General features: G+C 40.2%; 18 protein-coding genes. 8 read left to right on the forward strand and 10 right to left on the reverse strand.

What is annotated here, in order from left to right:
* Positions 1–404: 404 nt before the first annotated feature.
* Positions 405–605 carry a fimbrial protein gene (locus tag F897_RS17735; RefSeq protein ID WP_164071339.1) on the reverse strand — a complete coding sequence of 67 codons (201 nt, stop codon included), beginning with the start codon at positions 603–605 and terminating at the stop codon, positions 405–407.
* Positions 606–880: 275 nt separating this feature from the next.
* On the opposite strand from F897_RS17735, the gene F897_RS10520 reads away from it, so the two are divergent.
* Both F897_RS10520 and F897_RS10525 read left to right on the forward strand, forming a co-directional pair.
* On the forward strand, positions 881–1,459 hold the full coding sequence (locus F897_RS10520) for an ANTAR domain-containing response regulator (RefSeq protein ID WP_005235732.1): 579 nt from the start codon (positions 881–883) through the stop codon (positions 1,457–1,459).
* Positions 1,460–1,469: 10 nt separating this feature from the next.
* Complete coding sequence (locus F897_RS10525; RefSeq protein WP_005235734.1) at positions 1,470–2,474, forward strand: ABC transporter substrate-binding protein; 1,005 nt, start codon at positions 1,470–1,472, stop codon at positions 2,472–2,474.
* A gap of 62 nt (positions 2,475–2,536) precedes the next feature.
* Here the strand turns inward: F897_RS10525 and mtlD are convergent, their stop codons facing one another.
* Positions 2,537–4,663, reverse strand: coding sequence for a bifunctional mannitol-1-phosphate dehydrogenase/phosphatase (mtlD, locus tag F897_RS10530; protein ID WP_005235736.1), 2,127 nt, complete (start codon positions 4,661–4,663; stop codon positions 2,537–2,539).
* A gap of 318 nt (positions 4,664–4,981) precedes the next feature.
* Here mtlD and F897_RS10535 point away from each other — a divergent pair, with 318 nt between their 5' ends.
* The 5 genes from F897_RS10535 to F897_RS10555 all read left to right on the forward strand — a co-directional run bounded on the left by F897_RS10535 (position 4,982) and on the right by F897_RS10555 (position 9,110).
* Entirely contained in the window at positions 4,982–5,926 is a 945-nt protein-coding gene (locus tag F897_RS10535; RefSeq protein ID WP_005235737.1) for an ABC transporter permease, read from the forward strand.
* Positions 5,926–6,807 carry an ABC transporter ATP-binding protein gene (locus F897_RS10540; RefSeq protein WP_005235739.1) on the forward strand — a complete coding sequence of 294 codons (882 nt, stop codon included), beginning with the start codon at positions 5,926–5,928 and terminating at the stop codon, positions 6,805–6,807. The genes F897_RS10535 and F897_RS10540 overlap by 1 nt, the downstream gene beginning before the upstream one ends.
* A 79-nt stretch (positions 6,808–6,886) precedes the next feature.
* The gene (locus tag F897_RS10545; RefSeq protein ID WP_005235740.1) at positions 6,887–7,894 is read left to right on the forward strand and encodes an isopenicillin N synthase family dioxygenase; all 1,008 of its coding nucleotides are present in this window, start codon (positions 6,887–6,889) and stop codon (positions 7,892–7,894) included.
* On the forward strand, positions 7,891–8,772 hold the full coding sequence (locus F897_RS10550; protein WP_005235741.1) for a hypothetical protein: 882 nt from the start codon (positions 7,891–7,893) through the stop codon (positions 8,770–8,772). The genes F897_RS10545 and F897_RS10550 overlap by 4 nt, the downstream gene beginning before the upstream one ends.
* Positions 8,773–8,780: 8 nt before the next feature.
* The gene (locus tag F897_RS10555; RefSeq protein WP_005235742.1) at positions 8,781–9,110 is read left to right on the forward strand and encodes a DMT family transporter; all 330 of its coding nucleotides are present in this window, start codon (positions 8,781–8,783) and stop codon (positions 9,108–9,110) included.
* A 69-nt stretch (positions 9,111–9,179) separates the two neighbouring features.
* Here the strand turns inward: F897_RS10555 and F897_RS10560 are convergent, their stop codons facing one another.
* From F897_RS10560 to F897_RS10585, 7 genes are all read right to left on the reverse strand, one after another.
* On the reverse strand, positions 9,180–10,202 hold the full coding sequence (locus F897_RS10560; RefSeq protein ID WP_005235743.1) for an ABC transporter substrate-binding protein: 1,023 nt from the start codon (positions 10,200–10,202) through the stop codon (positions 9,180–9,182).
* A complete protein-coding gene (gene atzF / locus F897_RS10565; RefSeq protein ID WP_005235745.1) occupies positions 10,199–12,007 on the reverse strand; it encodes an allophanate hydrolase in 1,809 nt (602 codons plus the stop codon). The genes F897_RS10560 and atzF overlap by 4 nt, the downstream gene beginning before the upstream one ends.
* An 11-nt stretch (positions 12,008–12,018) precedes the next feature.
* Positions 12,019–12,462 (reverse strand): CopG family ribbon-helix-helix protein, encoded by a 444-nt coding sequence (locus F897_RS10570; RefSeq protein WP_004280384.1) that lies wholly within the window; start codon positions 12,460–12,462, stop codon positions 12,019–12,021.
* Positions 12,455–12,586 (reverse strand): hypothetical protein, encoded by a 132-nt coding sequence (locus F897_RS18055; RefSeq protein ID WP_004647016.1) that lies wholly within the window; start codon positions 12,584–12,586, stop codon positions 12,455–12,457. Before F897_RS18055 ends, F897_RS10570 begins: the two co-directional genes overlap by 8 nt.
* Before the next feature lie 512 nt (positions 12,587–13,098).
* A complete protein-coding gene (locus F897_RS10575) occupies positions 13,099–13,365 on the reverse strand; it encodes a type II toxin-antitoxin system RelE family toxin (RefSeq protein ID WP_005235748.1) in 267 nt (88 codons plus the stop codon).
* Complete coding sequence (locus tag F897_RS10580; protein WP_005235749.1) at positions 13,328–13,603, reverse strand: type II toxin-antitoxin system Phd/YefM family antitoxin; 276 nt, start codon at positions 13,601–13,603, stop codon at positions 13,328–13,330. The genes F897_RS10575 and F897_RS10580 overlap by 38 nt, the downstream gene beginning before the upstream one ends.
* Before the next feature lie 87 nt (positions 13,604–13,690).
* Positions 13,691–14,089, reverse strand: coding sequence for a hypothetical protein (locus tag F897_RS10585; RefSeq protein ID WP_034580977.1), 399 nt, complete (start codon positions 14,087–14,089; stop codon positions 13,691–13,693).
* Between F897_RS10585 and F897_RS10590 the strand changes: the two genes are divergently transcribed.
* Positions 14,090–15,022: an IS5-like element IS17 family transposase gene (locus tag F897_RS10590; RefSeq protein ID WP_000743268.1), complete on the forward strand. Its 933-nt coding sequence runs from the start codon at positions 14,090–14,092 to the stop codon at positions 15,020–15,022.
* A 7-nt stretch (positions 15,023–15,029) separates the two neighbouring features.
* On the opposite strand, the gene F897_RS10595 is transcribed toward F897_RS10590, so the two are convergent.
* On the reverse strand, positions 15,030–18,317 hold the full coding sequence (locus tag F897_RS10595; RefSeq protein ID WP_005235751.1) for a hypothetical protein: 3,288 nt from the start codon (positions 18,315–18,317) through the stop codon (positions 15,030–15,032).
* Positions 18,318–18,327: the final 10 nt, after the last annotated feature.

Consider the following 18,327-nt stretch of genomic DNA (forward strand, 5'->3'; position numbering starts at 1 on the left):
AAATGAAGCACGCAAAATTAAGCAGATATTTTCTGCCAAAATATCTGACTGGTGCGGCAATATTTTAATTTATTCTATACAAATAATCTGTCAATACTTTGCAAGATCGCAGACAGATTCAAACAAGTTCTGACATCTAATTTATTAAGTATTTGTAATTTATATATATGTATTTTTTTCTTGTAACCATCTCATTCGAGTTGGCAAAAAATTATTTAAATTAAAAATTTCGAAGATATAAACAATATTCTGATTCATTAAGATCAGTTTAATAGACAGGTTTCTAAACCAAAATCTAAGTTATAACTAGAAAATAGAATTCTTATTTTTTGAACTATGGCTTATAAATTTCAGCCAAAAAAAGAAACTCTTCTGCTGGAGAGTTTCTTCATGTATTCTGGCTATTATTTAGAGTCATTTGCAATTACTTGCGCTTGTAATGGTGCAGCTTGCTGGGTTTCGGCTGGTTTTTTCTTGGTTTTCATTTCTGCCACTTTGGCCAGAGTTTTCTCGGTAAAACGTAAACCACCATCTTCTGCCATCACATTACCCGCCATCAAAAGAGTTCCTATTACTAGCAGTGATGGTATAAGTTGTAATTTCATGTCTATTCCACCTTTTTATTTTATAGTGGATTAAAAATAAGCAATTATTATTCCAATATTTTTATATTCTTATTCGCCTTAAAACTCCTTATTTTAGTGCGCTTATTTCAAGAACGCCTTATTTTAGTCAGGTTGATTCGGCCTTCTAAGTTCTTCTGCACTATTTTTATGACACTTTTAACCTGATCTCCTAATTTTTTGCACCAAATTGCATGGTATGTTTTTTGCATAAGTCTTCATAGAATATTCCCCGATGTACTAGCTAAAAATCTTGCATGTCTAAATTACGAATTGCCCTGATTGATGATGATCCAGAACGCGCTGAATTTATTCAGGCTTCTTTGCTTGCGCATGATTTTCTTGTAGTGGCCTGTGTCATTCTGAATGACCTCAACATTGTTGATATCAAAAGCCTGCATGCCGATGTCATTCTGTTAAATATGGATCATCCTCATCGCGATATTATCGAAAGCTGCGTGAGTCAGTATGAATTACCTACGGTTCTGTTTACCCAAAATTCCAACAAGGACACCATCAGAAATGCCATTGATGCCGGCGTCACGGCATATATTGTGGACGGGATCGATCCGACCAAACTGGAAAATATTCTGGAAATATCGATTGAACAATTTCAGAAACATAAAAAACTGTTACATGACCTGAAGGAAACTCAGGAAAAATTAAGTGATCGCAGGGATATTGATAAAGCCAAAGTCCTGCTGATCCAGCTGCATGGACTGAGCGAAGAAGAAGCATTTGCCCTATTGCGAAAAAATGCCATGAGTCACCGGATTACCATTGGCGATATGGCAAGGCGCTTACTTGATGCACAAAAACTGTTATCTGGCCAATAAGGAGCATTCAATGACAACATTAGAAAAAACAGAACTCAATATTGGCTATATTCCACTGCTTGATTGTGTTGCCATTCTTTGGGCAGAGCGCCAAGGTTATTTTACTGAACAGGGTTTAAAGGTAAATCTGATCCGTGAAGCTTCCTGGTCCAGCTTACGCGACCGCCTAGCCTATGGCTTTCTGGATGCAGCCCATTGCCTGTCTGCCATGCTTCCCGCGGCTGCTTTGGGCGCAGACCAGTTACAAATCGCTTTGCAGACTCCATTAGTACTCAGTATCAATCAGGCATTTATCAGCTTAAGACAGGATCTGTGTTATGAACTGGGCATTCAGCCTGAAGATAATGAACAGATCACGTCGCAAAAGCTGGTCAGTGCCTTAAAGCAGCAACATAACGTAGGTCTGGCTCATGTTTATAAATATTCCATTCATCATTACTGTTTAAGAGAATGGCTGGCCTTAAGTGATCCGCAATATGCCAAAAATATATTGCTCAAGACCTCACCACCCCCTTTGATGGTCAAAGGGATCGCAGCACAGATTTTTGATGGTTTTTGTGTGGGTGAACCTTGGAATATTCAGGCCAAGCTTGAAGGTTATAGCCTGATTGTTGCAGCCAGTCAGAATGTCATTCCTAAAGTGGCAGACAAAGTGCTGGCGATAACTCAGGAATGGGGCGAGTTGCATCCACTGACTGTTGAGGCCTTAGTCACGGCTGTAAAAAAAGCCCAGATGGATTTAAAGCATGTTACGGATCTTTCTGAAGTCTGGGACATGCTGATGGATTATCAGATTATCCAGTTTGAATGTTCAGCTTCTCGACACGTTTATGACTTCCATAAGATTCAGAATATTATCCGTAACCTTGCAGGTGAAAGTGTTGAGCCTCAATTTACCGATTTTATCTGGCTATTAGAGCAGATGGAAAAATGGGAAAATATTGATCTGTCCGCAGATGATCAGCGACAAATTGCCCAATCCTGTATTTATCAGCAAGAATCTACGGCTGTTTAAGCTTATAAATTTCCATAAAAAAGACCCAGAAATTTCTGGGTCTTTTTATTAACTGCTGATATTTAACTGAACGCTTGCTGTAAATCCAGTTGCATAAATTTTTGCAAGGATAATTTTCCAGCGATAACCTGATTGATGAATTGTGACATTTCATCATACAAGGTCTCATATAGCTGCGGTTCTAATGCCATATGTCTTAACTGGGTCTGTAAATGCATCAACAGTTCCTGCTGCTCGCATTCACCCTGTTCCAGAGCATAGATATAACCCAGCACTGCGCCTTTTAAAACCACATCAAATGGCAAGCTATATTTAAGCAAGGTCAATAATGAACCCATAACCCGTTCATTGTGTTCCAGCTTTCTTAAGGGTTCACGTCCTACACGTGCACATGGGTCCTGATAAGCATAGGCACAAGATTCAGTGAAACTTTGTGCCAGACGTTCCAGATCTGAAGAATGCTTAGGAATCTGGTAACAGAGGCCATGCTTTACCTGCGCTAAAGCCTGCTGCATAAATTTTCTGACCGAATGATCTGACATGGCCACGCCAATAGTCTGATGACCGCGCAGGCTGGCATACCAAGCCATCATCGCATGCACACCATTCCATAATCGGTTTTTAATCAGCTGGATATTGGCAATATCATCTACCAGAATCATCTGGCGCATTTTAGCCAATAATGGACTGTTATTTTCCACATAGATTGGCATATCCGTTTCGGCATTAAACAGAATCAGATCCATCGACTGCAGAATATGACTAGGCTGGAAATTACGGCGCAGGTCTTCAATATACAAGCCCGCCTGATGTTCCTGGTCTGCATTCAGGGCTGTAGAATCATCCAGATCCACTACGGACAGATCTTCATCCAGCTGATACTGCTTGAACATGTTGTATTTGATGCGCAGCTGACGGTACAGTTTCTGGTCGGACAGTTTGGAGACCATACGGTTCACCACTGTGTCACAGAAATAATGCTGATCCATAATGTGCTGCGCTGTCTGTTCATTCGTAATCTGTTTCAGACGGCTCAGAATCTGCTGCATCACCAGCTGTTTGGCTCCGATTTTATTTAGGATAATCAACAGCGTCAGCGGCTGTTCCTGCTGCTCGTAGGCCAAGTATCGCGCATATAAACCCTGTGCAATCACCTCTGCTTCAGAAACCAGCGCTTCCTCAGGGACACAGACTGCGACCAGACTGGATTCAATATACATGTTCTGCATTTGCTCCAGATCATGCGCATCAATTACACTCATATTTTCAATACGCTGGTCAAAAGAGTTCTGACCATAACGAATGCAATAAGTGCCAAATGCATTTACGGCAGACTGATAGAGTGGATTACGCGTTGAGGCAATAATTTTGCGTGGACGCGTATAACCATCCCAGTGTGATAACACCTGAGCCAAATAACCACCACCAATCGCACCGAAACCGTGAATCCCGACCGTTAACTGATTCAGCGTTTGCGGAAATGCGGTCTCAAGTTCTGGCATTTCCAGAACAGGAACAAACTGGTTCAGATCTGTCAGAAAATCTTCCATCGTTTCATAATAATATTGGGCTTGTGCCAGCATCGATTCATTCGGCGTTTTAATATCTTTGAAAAGTACCGTCATGCCACCTGCATCATAGGCAGATCGCAGGCCATTTTCAGAATCTTCAAACATCAGGCATTGAGCCGGACTTAAATTGATTTTTTCGGCTGCGCTGATAAAAATTTCTGGATGAGGTTTCCCCTGTTTAATCTCATCACCACACACCAGCACATCAAAAAATTTATAGACATTGGCATTGATCAGATATTCTTCTGCGATCGCACGTCGACTCGAAGTCGCCACAGCCATTTTTAGGCCTGCCTTGCGTAGGCGTTCCAACACCTGTAATAAACCTTTTTTAATTGGAACACCATAATTGCGTACATGTTCTAGTTCCAGTACATCGGCGCGCTGGCGGATCTCGGCATAAGGAACATCTTGTCCATAACGCTCTTTGGCCAGCTGCTCGGCACTACGGGCACTTAAGCCCAAGCACTGCATTAAATAGTTTTCAGAAAATTCGACGCCGATCAGCTCACGTGAAGCTTGTTGCAAGGTTTGAAAGCGCAAACGTTCAGTATCAAACATGGTTCCATCCATATCGAAAATTGCGCCGTGTACGATTTGATTTTTAAATTCTAGCATTGCTCCCCTTTTATAATTCAATGAGTTAAGAATTGGAAAATACCTTAAGGAAACTAAGAGATTAAATAAACCGATGTAAAGATATGAAATATTTTTGACTATAAATTGATCAATAAAGACTAAAATACGGTTATTTATGTTTCTGGATGTAATCAAACTGTTAACTTAAGTAAGTTGTTAGTCCTACTTATCAGTTTAAATTTTTCTTTTTAAATATCAGGTTATTTTATCATTTTGAATGTTTCTACTTATCATGGCATTCATTTTGCTTAATCAGTATTACGTTTTATAAAAATTGTAATATTGAGGGGCAACACTATGAGTTACGTTGCACGTGAACTCAGTCAAAGAAATAAAATACTGTTTGGCTTGGGGTCTTTTTTAATACCGATCTTGATTTGGTGTGCAGTCAGTTATTTGCCATTTATCTGGCATCCACAAGTGCAGATTGCCGATTCAGGCAGCGTTAGCTATTTACAGGTCGGTAGTCGTATTGATAAGGATATCTTTTTCTCTGCTGCGCAATCCGCAGTGGATCAAGGTCTGGCGCCGCCCCAAGGTATTCTGGTCAATCCGATCTATCTGCCTGCCCCGCATGAAGTGGCGATCGCATTGGTCACTGCATTTACCACAGAACCTGCTCAAGCCAATGCCCCATGGTTTCATGAAAGCCTGTGGCACAGTATCAAACTGGTATTTACTGCCTTCTTTATTTCTTCCCTGATCGGTATTCCACTCGGTATTTTATGTGGTTTCTCTAATAAAACGTCCCAACTGACCGAGCCATTTGTTGAGTTTTTCCGCTATCTGCCAGCTCCAGCCTTTGGTGCGCTTGCGGTCGCTATTTTAGGCATCAATGATGCACCAAAAGTAGCCATCATTGTGATTGGAACCCTGTTCCAGCAAATCCTGATCATTGCCAATACCACACGACTAGTCGATCGCAGTCTGATTGAAGCCGGTTTTACCCTAGGTACCAATAAATTAAAAAGCCTGTTTCATGTGGTCATTCCAGCAGCTCTTCCTGAAATTTACCGTAACTTGCGCGTACTGCTCGGCTGGGCATGGACTTACCTGATCGTGGCTGAACTGATCGGTAGCACGTCTGGTATTACTTGGTTTATTACCCAGCAGGCCCGTTATCAGAATTTTGACAATGTTTTTGCAGCAATCTTGATCATTGGGGTAATTGGTCTGCTCTGTGACGTGATTTTAATGAAATTGGGACAACGCTTATTTAAATGGAAACCAGGAGCAAACTAATGAACAGCACTGAATTTAATGCTCGCGAATACTTTGACAAGATTTATAGCCGTCCGGTCATCCTGGAAGCCAAACAGCTCACCCAATCCTTTAAGCATGGCAAAACTGAACGCACCATTTTAAATGGCATTGACCTAAAAATTCATAAACGTGAGTTTATTTGTGTGATTGGCCCATCGGGTTGCGGTAAATCGACCTTTAGCCGTGTCGTGGCTGGGCTGGATCCTTATACCAGCGGTAAAATTCTGGTGGATGGCAAGCCGATTACTGGCCCAAGCCCGGAACGTGGCATGGTGTTTCAGGGCTATACCCTGTTTCCATGGAAGACCGTGAAAGAAAACATCATGTTTGGCCCGAAAATGAAAGGTCAAAGTAATGCTTCTGCTGAAGCGCAGGCACGTGAATGGATCAACATCATTGGCCTGGAAAAATATCAGGATCAGTATCCGCATCAACTTTCAGGCGGGATGAAGCAACGTGTGGCGATAGCCCGCGCTTTGGTCAATGAACCTAAAGTACTACTGATGGATGAACCTTTTGGTGCACTGGATCCGCATACGCGCCAAAAAATGCAGTGTCATCTGATGGATCTGTGGCAAAACATCGACATTACCATCATTTTCGTGACCCACGATATGGATGAAGCCATCTTGCTGGCAGACCGGATTGTGGCGCTGAAAGCCAATCCAGGTGAAATCAAGGAAATTATTGAAGTGGATTTACCACGTCCACGCCATCCAGATCTGATGCTGACTCCGGAATTTAAACAGCTTCGCGAGCACGTCAATCATCTGGTACATGCACAGGAAGACGAACTGGATCCTGCACTAGCCGATCTTCCAGAAATTCCACGCTTAACCAAAGTCAGTACAAGCAAATAATCCGTTTTAAAAAAGAGCCTTTGGGACGACCCAAAGGTTTTAATCGCTGTGTTGGACGACCAACAATAAGGTGATTGCAATGCAAGACCAATACGTACTCCCGCTCGTCGATATTTCTAAAATGCAAGGTCCACATCTGGCCGATCGTCTTGAAGTTGCGGCAGCTTTAGACCAGGCCTGTAAAGATGTCGGATTCCTTTATCTTAAAGTGGATCAGTTTAATTTTGATTATGCCAAGTCACTGGTTGAACTGGCCAAATCTTATTTCGAGCAGGATCTGGACACAAAAATGCAGCACTATATTGGCAAATCCAGTAACCATAGCGGTTATGTGCCAATTGGTGAAGAACAATTCGCGGGCAACAGTTATGACCTTAAAGAAGCCTATGATGTGAATTATGACTATCAGGGTTCTAGAACAGACTGCCCATTGCTAGGCCCAACCTTATGGCCTGAATATACAAATTTCAAAGCTATTGTCAGCCAATATTACGGTCACTTGCGCACCATTAGTGAACAGATTTTTGCAGTCTTTGCGTTGGCACTGGGTGTCAAAGAAGATTTCTTCGCCGATAAAATTAATGATGCGCCAAGTCAATTGCGCCTGATTCATTATCCTTACAATCTGGATATCAAAGATGCCGAAGGCATCGGCGCACATACTGACTATGAATGCTTTACCCTGCTGCTGCCTACCGCGCCAGGTTTGCAGGTGCTGAACAAAGCCGGTGAATGGATTGATATTCCATTGATTGAAAATACGCTGGTGATGAACATTGGTGACATGATGGAAATCCTGTCCAATGGCAAATACCTGGCGACCAAACACCGCGTAAAAAAAGTCTCTGAAGAACGTTATTCCTTCCCGCTGTTCTGTGCCTGTAACTATGACACCGTGATAGAACCGATGGTAAAAACTGATGATTCCAAATATGAGGCATTAATTGGTGGTGAACACCTGTTTAACCAGACGGCACAAACGTTCCAGTATTTAAAACAGCGAATTGCCAATGGTGAGCTGGTTCTAAAAAATGCCGTTCCACTGTCTTCCTTTGGCTTAAATGAAAAAGCGGAGGCGACATCATGAACCTGTTAGAAGCCATAAAAACCTTAACGCCAACGACTGCTCAACCTGAAGTTGTTCCGAGTTTTTTATACGGGGCATTTCGCAGGAAAAGCATCAGTTTCTTTAATGGCCTGACCGATCAAAACACTATTGTGTACTGGTTCCAGTCACGCAGCTTTACCATTGACCTGCGCCTTAAAAGTCAGAATGACACGCCGGTGACAGAACGTCAGGGCTGGATTGGTAATACAGTATGGGAGGATGTAACGCAGCTCTTGTCCTGGGAAGTAGAAAACTACGCCAATTACCAGAATCATGTGCAATGGCCTGAACCCGCAAAATTGCATGCGATCGGGAACTGTATTCTGGAATTTTCACCGAGCAATGTCTATGTCGAAGACTGGCGTCAGCAAGTGAAGAAAGGCCTGTTCTTAGGCCTACGTCTAGAATCTGCAGTAGATGTCCAATCAGGTGAAGAACTGAAAATGGATGGTGGTCTGATCATCTGCGATGATCATATTGCCTATGCCCTGACTCGCTTGCCAGAGGTACAAACTCAGGTTGCAGTATTAGATATCCAGTCAGCCGATACTACTTCATTTGATCTATTACAAAGCTTTGAAGTCTCTATTGGCACTCAAGGTTTCAGTAAAACCTACAGCACCTGTACCGGGGAAACAGGCAACGCCTTTGAGCTAGACAATTTTAAAATTCTGGATGCAACCCGTCTGGTCCAGCATGTAGAAGTTGAGAGCCGTGCAATTGATCTGATTTTTGAGATTGATATCTACCAACCTGAATATGATTTTCAGCATACGACCACTACGACTGCAGAAGCAGCACAGTGGATAAGCGCGGAACAGGATCACCTGCTGCATCATGCAGAACGAGTGTTATAAGGAGAAATATGGCTTTTTTATATCTGTCGATTGCCATCATTGCAGAAGTCATCGCTACTTCTGCATTGAAAGCATCCAATGGCTTTAGTGTACTTTGGCCTTCGCTGGCTACTATTTTAGGATATGCAGTTGCCTTATTTTTCTTGTCACTGACCATGAAAACCATTCCAATGGGCATTGCTTATGCAATCTGGTCCGGTGCAGGCATTATCCTGATTTCTACGGTTGGACTGCTGGTGTTCAAGCAGCAACTGGATATTCCGGCATTGATTGGTCTATCTTTTATGATTGTGGGAATTATTTTTATTAATGTCTTTTCCAAAAGTGTTGAACTTTAATTTTTATATTTTTTAATGGTATATAAAAAACCCCCGAAACCGGGGATTTTTTATTGTCTGCACTCCGTCTTATTTCAGCTCTTGTACCAGCGTTGGAACAATCACACTATCCACATTCACTTCAGTGCTATAAATGCCATTGATGACGTTGAACTTGTTGACGTGATAGCTTGAACCATAAATCGAATCGAAACCATTACCTTTGGTAAAAACTTTCTTGTTGGCTTCCAGATCCAACAAATGAGTACCATCTACAAATTGCATATAGGCTTTGGCATCAATACCGACACGTTTCGACATGATTTCTACAGCATCTGCACGTGTTGCCGGATCATTGATATATTTAACGGTTTTATCCCAAACTTGAATGACCTTTTTCCATTGCTCTTTATTGGCTTCCAAATGCGCAGGATTCACAGTTAAAGTGTCATAAATCAGACCAGCTTTATCTTTAGAGCTGAAAATAATTTTTGAACCGGCAACCGCAGATAAGGCCTGATTCGCCACTGGCTGCCATACCGCAATCGCATCAATATCCGCTGTTGCAAAGACCTGTGGTAATTCATTGGTCATGGTATTGACCAGTTTCACTTCACTCAGTTTAACCTTTGCATCATCCATAGCAGTCGATAGCAGCAAGTGATCGACCAGACCTTTTTCAGTGGCAACCGTTTTACCACGTAGATCCTGAATCGAATTAATTCCATTCTTGGCAATGATCACGTCATTTCCAGCTGAATAATCCGTCGCCAGAATCATCACGCCTTTAGTACCACCAGAGCCAGTCACCAGATTATCACCATTGGTTACCATGACTGCATCCAGCTGATTTGCAGCAAAGGCAGACAATGAAGCTGAATAGTCAAACCATTTAAAATCTGCATTCACACCTGCTTCTTTTAACCAGCCTTTTTCAATCGCCACTTGCCAAGCCACCCAACCTGGCCAGTCGCTATAGCCGATACGAATCGGCTGAGTATTTACACTGCCTTTGGCCTGACCAGATGATTCTGGAACTTTCGCTGTATTGTCACAACCACTAAATAAAATGGCACCGCAAACCGATGCTGCTAGAGTAGCTTTTTTGATCATTGTGCGATTTCCCCTATGCAATTACATTTAAAACGCGTATTTGAAATTTGTTTTGATTTAATAAAGTCACGCCAGCCGCCGAAATGACTGATGTCAGTTGCATCTTCCAGCGCATAGCCTTCACAGATAAAGCCTTTAACCCAACTGCCATCTGCCAGCTGTACATTACCAATACCAAGTGGTGCCGGAACTTCCGCCACGATCTGACCAAAGTTGGCGAATGGGATCTCCCAGACTTCCACTTCGATTTCTTGACCTTTACTGTGGTATTGCAGGCCCGGTTTTGGTGGGGTGGTATTTTTTAGGGCAAACAGTTTGTAGCTGGCTGCAGTTTTGGTTTTTTGCACTAAAGTGCCGCCACGTGTGGTGAGCTGGAAGTTCAACGGCATACCAGTCAGATGGGCGCCGACGACTGCTAGTTTTATTGCATGCTGTGACTGAATCTGGCTTGTTTGTTCATAAGTTTTTTGCGAAGTGCCCAGTGTTAAAGCTGTTGCCTGCTGCCAGATCTGACCAAAGTTTGCCAATGCCTGATCCATCCAGGCTGGGGCAATAAAAGTTACCCCGCTTGGCAAACCATCAGCACGAATTGCATTAGGCAGTGCCAAAGCCGATAAATCCGCAAAATTCACAAAGTTGGTATAAGCGCCCATATGGCTGTTTTTCACCAGTGGATCGGCTTCCACATCGGCTATCTTGTAGATGGTTGGCGCCGTTGGCACCATCAAGGCATCAAAGTCTGCCAGCGCCAGATTGATCTGGCGAGCCAATTGCGCTCGTTCATATTCTGCCTGGATCATATCGACAGCATTAAAGTTGTCTGCCTGACTGATAATCTGGTGAATCACCGGATGCGTCATATCACGAGAAACCAGTTTTTCAACGGCACTGGTACGTTCAGCCACCCAAGAGCGATTGTAAAGTGCAGTCGCCAGTTGCTGAAAGGGAGTAAAATCAATCGGCTCAACCGTATAACCCAAACTTTGTGCACGTGCGATCGCCAGCTGGAATGCTTTTTCAGTTTCAGCATCGCCATAAAATTCCAGTGTATCCGGAATGGCAATTTTCCCTTTTGAAAATTGGCTCGGTACATTTTGAGGATGTACTCGGGAATAATCATCGCTGGCATCATAGCCCTGCATGACTTGCGCTACCTGCCAGGCATCATCCACCGTTAATGCAAAAATCGAAATCACATCAATGGTACGGCAAGCCGGAATCAGGCCAGTAGTCGAGAACCAGCCTTTGGTCGGTTTGAGTCCAACAATGTTATTGTGGCCTGCTGGTACACGTCCTGAACCTGCAGTATCTGTACCCAGTGAAAATGGTACTAATCCATTGGCTACCACCACGCTGGAACCCGAACTCGAACCACCACTGATATATTCAGGATTAAAGCTGTTCTTCACCGCGCCGTATGGAGAGCGCACACCGACCAGACCTGTCGCAAACTGATCCAGATTGGTTTTACCCACGACAATCGCGCCGGCAGCTTTTAATTTGGCTACTGCTGTTGCATCGGAAGTCGCCAGATAAGCCGCTTCTTTACATGCCGCTGTGGTATAAAACCCTGCAACATCAATATTGTCCTTGACCGCAAATGGCACCCCATAGAGTGGCAAGCTTGCACTATCTGCACCAGTCAATGCATCAATTTGTGCCTGTAATTGTGCGGCTGTCGCAATTGATATCCAGGCATGATCGTCATTATTCAACCCGGCAACATACTCAATCAGGTCACTAAGCTGGATATTGTTATTCTGGTAGGCGTGTTGCCAGTCCTGTACAGTCCATAAGTTGTGCACAGCTGTTCTCCTTAAGTGTGTTCGGTATTTTGTGGAATAGGCGGCATGACGGCATCCATCAGTTCGAGATGTCCTTTAATCACGCCTTTCAGGGCAATAAATTGTTCGCTAATTTCTTTCAGATCACTGCTCGCGCCCTGCATCAGCATGACTTGCAGGATTTTTTCATCATCCAGCTGGATATGAAGCGAATTGATTACTTGCGCCAGATACTGCTGTTGCAGATCGACCAACTGACTGCGTAGCGGTTTCAGGCTGACGTCATAGAGCAAGGTAAGTGTGCCAACCATGACTTCATCTCGAATCACTAGATCATCAATCAGGTGGCGGTTAATCATGTCGACTATGGCCTGCGAGCGGCTTTCATAGTGCTGCTCGACAATTTTTTGATCCATTGCATGCAGCGTTGTTTCTGGCACGGTAATACTGATCCGTGCCAATTTTTGTTTAGGCACGATGTTGATCCTTGGGTTGGTATTGGGAAGACTGTTTAATGTGAAAGCCTGCGCGTACGCTGAGAAGCTCTACCAGAAAGTGAAGCCATGGATGCATTTTTTTATTTGATGTCGGGTTGTTCATGTGCATCTCCTGTGGATATTACAAAACCAGAATTTCGTATTACTTAGGAAAATGCAGAAAGCGTGCCAGTTTGTGCTTATTGGGACGTGATAAATAAAATTGGGTAAAAAGGCGAAAAAAAGCCCCATAACAGTGAGATGGGGCTTGTTCTAAAGCAAAAGTAAGTTTTGTATTTCACCGGTTTATTCCATTTTGATGATCATGTCCTTGCTATTCTTTTTATACATGAATGGTTAACCGATGTTTGTGATTATGAGTGATCAAGTGTATTGCTCTCCTCTATTTATGTTGTATATAAATAAAAGCATAAAGCGTGCCACAATATAAAATAGAATAGATTTAAGCAGAACGCGTGGGAAATTAATTACATACGTAAAAAGAGGCAAAACAAGGATGCTTTATTTTTTTTTATGCCTAAAAAATAGGCCATTTTGCACCATTGGGGTTCGAGTGTGCATCAAAGTGTGGCTGAAAGATGATTTAGCAATGGCAAGCACTTCCAGAAAAATTTTTCACATCTTTTTATAAATGGTATCCCTGCAGTCTACATCTAAAACCAAAACTACAATTTTTGAATCGATGACTTGATAGACCAAACGGTAGCCTGCCGATCTAAGTTTCACTTTATATAAATCAACAGAGCCACTGAGTTTGTTTTTCGGGATTTTGGGGTTATCTAATATTGTTTCGAGCTTACGAATGAACTGTTCTGCGATTTGCGGATTCAGCTTATCAAACTTTTTAAGCGCGGTTTTTGTGAACTCGAGCTCGTAGGTCATCTAGGCTTACCTTTACAGTGTCTTCTGTTTGCGCTTCTTCAGCGAGTTTTAAAAGTTCTTTGTCTTCAATCAGATCCATGAGGCGTTCATACATATCCGCAGGTACGCAATAGAATGCTGGATTGTTTCGGTTTAGGATCGCGACTGCTTCACCAAAGCCATTATTGACCACTTCCATTGGGTTCTTTTTCAGGTCTGTTACGCTTGCAACAAAGCGTGAATGGATAATATTGTTCATCTTGGCGATGTCCTAGACATGTAAACAATAGACAAATGATAACCAATTAAAAGCTCTTTTAAAAGACCTTTTAATTGGTCTTTAAGCTTACTCAATCGTTCTTAAATAAACTACCCAGTAAGTCCTCTCTAAAATTTCTTGTATATTTAGGTTTACACCTTTTTTTTCACATAAGTCATTCAATCTTAAAAATTGTTGTCTTGAGCCAAGATACTCTAGATTAGATGCAACAATATCTACTGCTAAATCACAATAATTGGTATCAAGCCAAGATATTATATTTTCAAATGCTTCACTAATACTCCATCCTTTCTCAATACAATCATGAAGCCATCTATCTGACCAAATAATTCTTCCTTCTTGAAGCTCCTCATTAAGTCTTTTAGTGCTAATCTTTAAGCAATATTGGCAATCGTTAGGAATGAGTGGATCGGCTTTGTTGCACAAACCTATCTGTAAAGGCTTTTTCAGCGATATAATTTTCAAATGAAGAAGCCTACACACAAAATCTACCGCACAACCAATTGGCCCGCATATAACCGAGCACTCATGAGTCGCGGAAATATTGCCATTTGGTTTGATCCTGCTACGCAATGGTATGCGCCATCAAAAGGCAAACAAGGGCGAAATCAAACCTACTCCGACGCAGCTATCCAATGCTGCTTAATGATTAAATCCTTATTCCGTCTATCTTTACGTATAGTCACTGGCTTTGTGCAAAGTCTGATTAAACTTTGCGGATTAAATTGGACCGCACCAGATTACAGTACGCTTTGTAGAAGACAAAAGCATATTGATATTGCAATCAGCTACCAAAAAAGTAGCGATGGGCTGCATCTACTCGTAGACTCTACAGGCATGAAGTTTCTAGGTGAGGGCGAATGGAAACGCAAGAAACATGGAGCTGAATATCGTCGCCAATGGCGTAAACTACATATTGGTATAGATGCCAAAACCCTACAAATACGCGCTATTCAGCTCACAACCAATAATGTCAGTGATTCACAGGTGCTTGGTGATTTACTTAATCAGATTCCACAAGATGAGCAGATTGACTCTGTTTATACCGATGGAGCTTATGACACCAAGCAATGCCGTCAGGTCATTGCAGATCGGCAAGCACATGCGGTGATTCCACCTAGAAAAAATGCGAAACCATGGAAAGATACAAAGAGTAGCTCGCTAGAGCGAAATGAATTACTTCGAACAGTTAAACGTTTAGGCAGGACATTATGGAAAAAATGGTCAGGCTATCATCGCCGCAGTTTGGTGGAAACCAAGATGCATTGCATCAAATTATTAGGCGATAAATTAATGGCAAGAAGCTTTCCTAGTCAGGTGAATGAAATTCATGCACGTGTAGCAGTCCTCAACAGATTTACGGAATTAGGTCGACCACTTACCCAAGTTACGCCTTAAATTTGGCTCAATTAGGGGCACTTTGCATTTCAAATCTTTGTGCAACAAAGCCGAGTGGATCTATAAATTCTTGTGCAAAATCTTTCCATCCATTTTTAAGAGAGATTTCGTATAACTCAGACTTAGAAAAATCATCTAGGTACTGGATATAAGGTTTAATCGCTTGAAGTTGATCATAACGATGGATTCCTTTTCTCCCTTTTTGTTTAAAGCCCCAATGATGACTAAAGTATTTAAAAACTTCTTGTAGATTTCTATCTTGAATTGAGTTATCTACTAATGAGCATAATTTATCAGTAGCAACTAAAAGAGCTAACTGAATGAAAATATTATATTGATTGATGTTATCCCAGTATTTTTCTAATAGATTTTCTGCTTTTTTTATAGATATTTTTTCAAAAATTTCATCAATCATCCAATAATTTTCATCATTTACGGTCAAGATATAATCTTCAAAGATTTGTTCGAATTTTTCATGCCAAATATAACGAGTTGCTTGCCACCAATATGTGGAATCATTATTTTTAATTTTCTCTATTAATTGATCGATTATGCTCAAATCCTTACATTTTGCTTTTGCCATTAAGACTTCATCATAAATGTCATCTTCATTCGAGATTGACTGAAGAGCTTCTAAATCAGATCCATTTGGACTACTTATCCATATCCTTAATGCATACTTTCGGACAAAAGAGTCTTCAGTAGTCTTGATAAATATTTCTTTAAGTCTATCTTTAGATAATTTTGATAGTTGCTTACCCTCCTCAAAAGCACGACTTACATCATCGGCTATCAAGCCCCAAGTGTGAGCGCCTTTTCTCCCCCAATCCGCCAATTTTCTAACTTGTGCTTCTAATACATCAGGATGATCGACTAATCTTAATAAATACAAAATATAATTTTTTAAATCACTTTTATCGGCATAATCCAATAGATAATTTATAGTTGAATCCGTTGGTAAATAGTTTCTAAATTTAAAATCCAACGTATACATTGTGAATGAACTTTTAGGTGATCTTTGATACTCATCTTGATCTTCCGATAAGTTATTCCAATAGTTTAAAACTATATCCAGCAAATAGACGGATTCTTCATCACAGATCCTTGATAGTACCCAAAATATAAGAAGATAATCTTTTTCTTCATCCTGAATGTTGTCTATAGCAGTGTGAACTGAGTCCAAATACTCTGCATCTCCTATGTATCCGATTATAATAAAGAGCGAATGAAGAACCGAAACTTTCGTTTTTTTATCTTTTAGTAATTCAAATAATGTGTTTTTAAATTCATTTTTGTATTTTTTTACAACAAAATCTATGACTAAAGAAATTTGTAAATAGTTTACTTCAAATCGGAAAAATCTTATCCACTGGATACCATCTGCTAAGTTTCCATTTTTAAAACCACATTCGTAATATATATGTTGATGATCTTGTTTAGGGTAAAGTTTAAGCAAGTCAGGAATTGAATTATGTACTAATTCATTTAAAACCGTAAGAGATTTAAAGCGTAATGTACTTTTGGACAACTTATGATTATCTTTGTCAATCAACCAATTTGAAATACTTGTTACACAGCTATTACTATAATCTGAATTATTCTTAACAGCATAATAGTAAGCATATATTCCTATTAGAAAATTATGCTGAGTAAGTAATTCAAGCCTTTCGATATCTAATGAAGATAAATAACATGATAATCCCAATGTTTCTGAGAAATAAGGATCAGTTAGAATTTCTAAATATTCATCTTTTTCTAAAAATTTTTGTATAGATTGAGCCATGAGAAAAAATTTAATTTTGTCATGGCGGAAAATAATATTACTTTGTTCATCAAGCCTTATGATACGTCCATCAGCAAGAATATTTATTATATCCGACTTTTCTTCACGATTTAAAAAATCTGATAAATGACTTCTATTAACTCTATTTGTCTTGTTTAGAATGAAATATGAAATGCTTTTAAAAAGGGTTTTTTCTAGATCATCAATAAATTTATCATTTTGATAAGCAATCTGTTCAAGTGTATTCTTTATAAAATCCTCTAAAATATGATCCTTTTTGCTCACTTCTGTATGGTTCGTGATCAAATCTAAGAGTAAAGGATCATTGCCTAGATTTTTGGCGATTTGGATTAAAGTTAAATCATCAATGTTCTTATTATTTAGTCTGGTTCTTTTTTGAAGTGCTTCTAAAGCTTGTTCATCTGAGTAATTATCTACATAAATATATGAAAATCCATTCTTAGATAATTCTTCTTTAAGCTTGAATGACAAAGTACTTAGCTTTTGATACCAAATAGGACACAGAATATTTATTCTTTTTTCCTTACTAGACCATAAGGCAATCTTTTCAATTAGTTGTTCTGTATTGTTTGTAGCATTAATGTCCTCGATTAAAATAGTTAGTGGATTATCTAAAGAGCATAAATCTAACATATTTCTCCCACATCCTTGCATCAACCGATCAGAATATCTCTTTAGCTCTTTCTCAATGGCCTCATCCAAATTTAAAGAACTTTGTATACTTTCTTCTCTAAGTACTAACACTGGACATCCTTTATGTAATTTTTTCAGGATATAGTTCGTACAAAGAGTAGTTTTCCCAGAACCAGAAGTTCCAATTACTAGATTTAAATTTTGAAATTTTATGTCATCACGTTCAACGAATAATTCAGTATTGAAATTAAGATGTACCGTACTTAAATTACCTATCCTTAAGATTTCTTCGTAGGATAAAACAGTAGGCAAAACACCAAAATATTTATGACGAATTGTTTGACCATTAGGATCAATATCTAAAAATGAAGAAATTCTAGAATTTGACCATATTTCTAATTCAATATTATGCTGAGAAGCTAGCTGATGTGCTTTGATACGTATGTCTTGAGGTTCATCACTATTACACATCAAAGCCAATCTAGCTAATAAATGAGGATTTTTTTGCCTAATTTTAACTAATTCTTTAATTGTTTTTACTAAATCCCCATCGCTTCCTGTTGGCTTACCACCTTTTATTCTTGGTGTAACTGTATCTAAATCTCTCAGCCATTTGGTCTCTAAATCATTACGCGATGTAGTTGTGTGTGCTACAGCAACTACCTTTGTTTCACCGTTGACATAACACCAACCTACATTATCCAATGGAGCTTTAATTGTTTTACCTTGCGGATTCATACCCTGATGGGAAATACTCTTATAAATCTCAGGTTCAGCAAATCTAAGAACATCAGATGCTAATCTTTCAAATAATCCTGCATCAGTAATATTGGCTAAAGCACTATTCGTTTCATTCATAATTTAGTTT

Origin of the sequence: Acinetobacter variabilis, assembly GCF_000369625.1 — a bacterium.
Lineage (GTDB): Bacteria > Pseudomonadota > Gammaproteobacteria > Pseudomonadales > Moraxellaceae > Acinetobacter > Acinetobacter variabilis.